Source organism: Paenibacillus sp. J22P143, from assembly GCF_059692035.1.
This window is the reverse complement of the sequence record NZ_JCAUAQ010000059.1, coordinates 1-2782: the sequence shown is the minus strand read 5'-3', so window position 1 is coordinate 2782 and position 2782 is coordinate 1. Positions and strand designations below refer to the sequence as shown.

Below are 2782 nucleotides of genomic sequence, written 5' to 3'. Positions count from 1 at the left end.
ACCGGTAATAAAGTCGATATACAAGCGATTCAAGATGATCAGTACGATAATCTTGTCAAGGCGAAGCTTGCTGGTGGTGGCGATGTAGACATTTTCTTCGGCCAGTATCAGAAGTACGATGTACCAAACCAACTTCTCGAAATTAAGGGAGAAGGTTTCGAGTCGCGGTTGAACGACGTTGCGCTTCAATCATTGAAATATAGTAAGGATGGTAAGATTTATGCTTTCCCGGCTCCAATGGGCTTAGCTTCCTGGGGGGCATTCTACAATAAACAGGTTTTCAGTGATTTGGGGCTCTCCGTCCCTAAAACATTGGACGACTTAAATAAGGACCTTGCGGCAATCAAAGCCAAAGGGATTACGCCACTCTACTTTTCAGCTAAAGACGGATGGACGATGCTTCAGCACAGAAATGCTGTGAATGGTATTGTTGGCGGAACAGATCCAGGCGTGTGGGATAAATTAAACAAAAATCAGATTCAGTGGAAGGATGTCCCGGCATTCGTAGAACAATACAAACAGCTCGAGGATTGGGTGAAACAAGGCTATCTCAATAAAGACTTAACGGCGACTTACGATCAGCAGCAGCAAGCTTTGGTAGACGGCAAAGCGGCGATTGTTATTCAGGGATCTTTCATCGATTCCGAACTTGTGAAGAAGAAAGCTGACGCGCAGATCGGTTACTTCCCTCTTCCTAACAAAGACGGATCCGAAAAAATTGCTCTAGGCGGAGCTACGCAAGTATTTATCGCTAAGAATAGCAAGCATGCAGAAGCTGCGAAAGACCTGCTGCGATATTTGTCGGATAAAGAGCAAGTGAAGTCTTATTTAGAAAAATCACCTGGCATTAGCGCATTTAAGGACGTGGATGTATCGGATAAATTATCTCCAGCCTTTAAAGAAATTCAAGCACTTGTAAGCGCAGGGAAAATTGCAAGACACGGCGATGATGCTTATGATGTACCGCTGCCTTATGATGAGATGGTAGCAGCCTACACGGAATTGATTGCGGGTAGAATTACTGCGGATCAGTTCGTGCAAAAGCATGGCGATATGTATGTGAAGAATGCAAAAATTGCAAAAATTCCAGGGTTTTAATAGGTTGTAAAATAGATGAAGAGAAGCAACGATACCTGCCATTTGACTATGAATGACAGGTATTGTTGCCATTATGGATGGTTTGGATTATTGATAGGTTTGGAGGAGAAATCATTGAATCGATTTTATATTAAAAAATATTACCCTACGTATTTTCTCATTCCCATTTTGTTGGTGTTTACCATTTTTTATGTTTCTCCCGCGCTTTTAGGTTTGCTGTATTCCCTAACGGATGCCAGTATCACAACATCCGGCATTCATTATACAGGGTTGGATAATTATGTCTTGCTGTTTAACGAAGGTAACGCATTTCTAGTAAGTGTTTGGAATCAATTTAAATTTGCATTCTTTGACGCAGTAGGTAAAACCATATTAGGTCTACTGATTGCGTTGCTCTTGAATAAGACATTCAAAGGTAATAACCTTCTTCGCGCGCTAGTCTACATGCCGATTATGTTTGGCACCATCGTAGTAGGAATTATCTTTAATTATATTTTAAGCTCTGAAGGCTTTTTAAACGGTTTGTTAAAGAGTGTTGGGTTGGACTTTTTGGCAAATGATTGGCTGGGCAGTTTCACTCTTGCTTTATATTCGGTCATTGCAGTTGACGTTTGGGTGGGTGCAGGATGGTCAATGCTGGTCATTCTTGCTGCCTTACAGTCCGTTCCAAAGGAATTGATGGAAAGCGCTGAGATCGACGGAGCAGGCTCGATAAGAAAATTTTTCAGCATAGTCCTTCCTTTTATCATGCACGCCATTAACCTAAGCTTTCTGTTATCCGTTATTTCGGGACTGAAGGCATTTGATATCATTTATGCCATGACAGGCGGAGGTCCTGGGCATGCAACGGAAGTGATGACGACCTTCTTGGCTAAATCAATGTCTTCGGGATCCATCGGTTACCCTGCCGCGATAAGTGTCTGTCAATTTCTCATTATTACTGTAGTTGCCATGGTCATTAACTATTTCTCTAGCAGAAGGGAGATGGAGGCATGATCGCTGTATCCAATAAAAAAAGGATTTTAGTTCAGACGACTTTCATATATGTCTCCGCTCTTCTGGTTTTTTTGGTATACGTATTTCCATTCCTGCTCATCTTGTTAAACTCGGTTAAGAATGAAAAGGAATCAAGTATTTTGAATTTAAGTTTGCCATCAGAGTATATGTTCCAAAATTATGTGACGGTCTTTACTCAAGGCAACATGTTCCAAGGCTTTCTTAACGGGATGTTTCTTTCTACTGTCATTACTATATTAACAGTTCTATTTTGCTCGATTTCATCTTTCATTATCCAAAGAAATCAAAATAGGTTTACTAATTTTACTTATAAATATTTGCTAGCCGGAATGATTGCTCCTTTTTCATTTATTCCAGCCATAAAGCTGCTGCAATTGCTGCATATGGGCAGTAATTTCTCTGGGCTCATCATGGTGGATCTGGCTGGACAAATACCATTTACCATTCTTCTGTACGTTGGATTTATGAAAGGCATACCTCGTGAATTGGACGAAGCCTCTATCGTGGAGGGCTGTGGACCTATTCGGATGTTCTTTCAAGTCATATTTCCGCTGTTAAGGCCGGTGATGTCGACCAATATTGTGCTAACTTTTACAGCCATTTGGAACGATTTTGGAAATGTGCTATTTCTTGTGCCGAAATCAAGTATGTGGACGATGCCGATGAG

The 2782-nt window shown here is 41.2% G+C and carries 3 protein-coding genes; all 3 read left to right on the top strand.

The genetic code is table 11. The features are described 5' to 3' along the window. A partial coding sequence (locus tag AC58PQ_RS29455) for an ABC transporter substrate-binding protein (RefSeq protein ID WP_497247939.1) occupies positions 1–1098 on the top strand: 1098 nt, incomplete at its 5' end. Between the two features lie 114 nt (positions 1099–1212). Beyond that, a complete protein-coding gene (locus AC58PQ_RS29450; RefSeq protein ID WP_497247937.1) occupies positions 1213–2094 on the top strand; it encodes a carbohydrate ABC transporter permease in 882 nt (293 codons plus the stop codon). A gap of 140 nt (positions 2095–2234) precedes the next feature. Continuing rightward, positions 2235–2782: carbohydrate ABC transporter permease (locus AC58PQ_RS29445; protein ID WP_497247935.1), on the top strand; the 548-nt coding region annotated here is incomplete at its 3' end.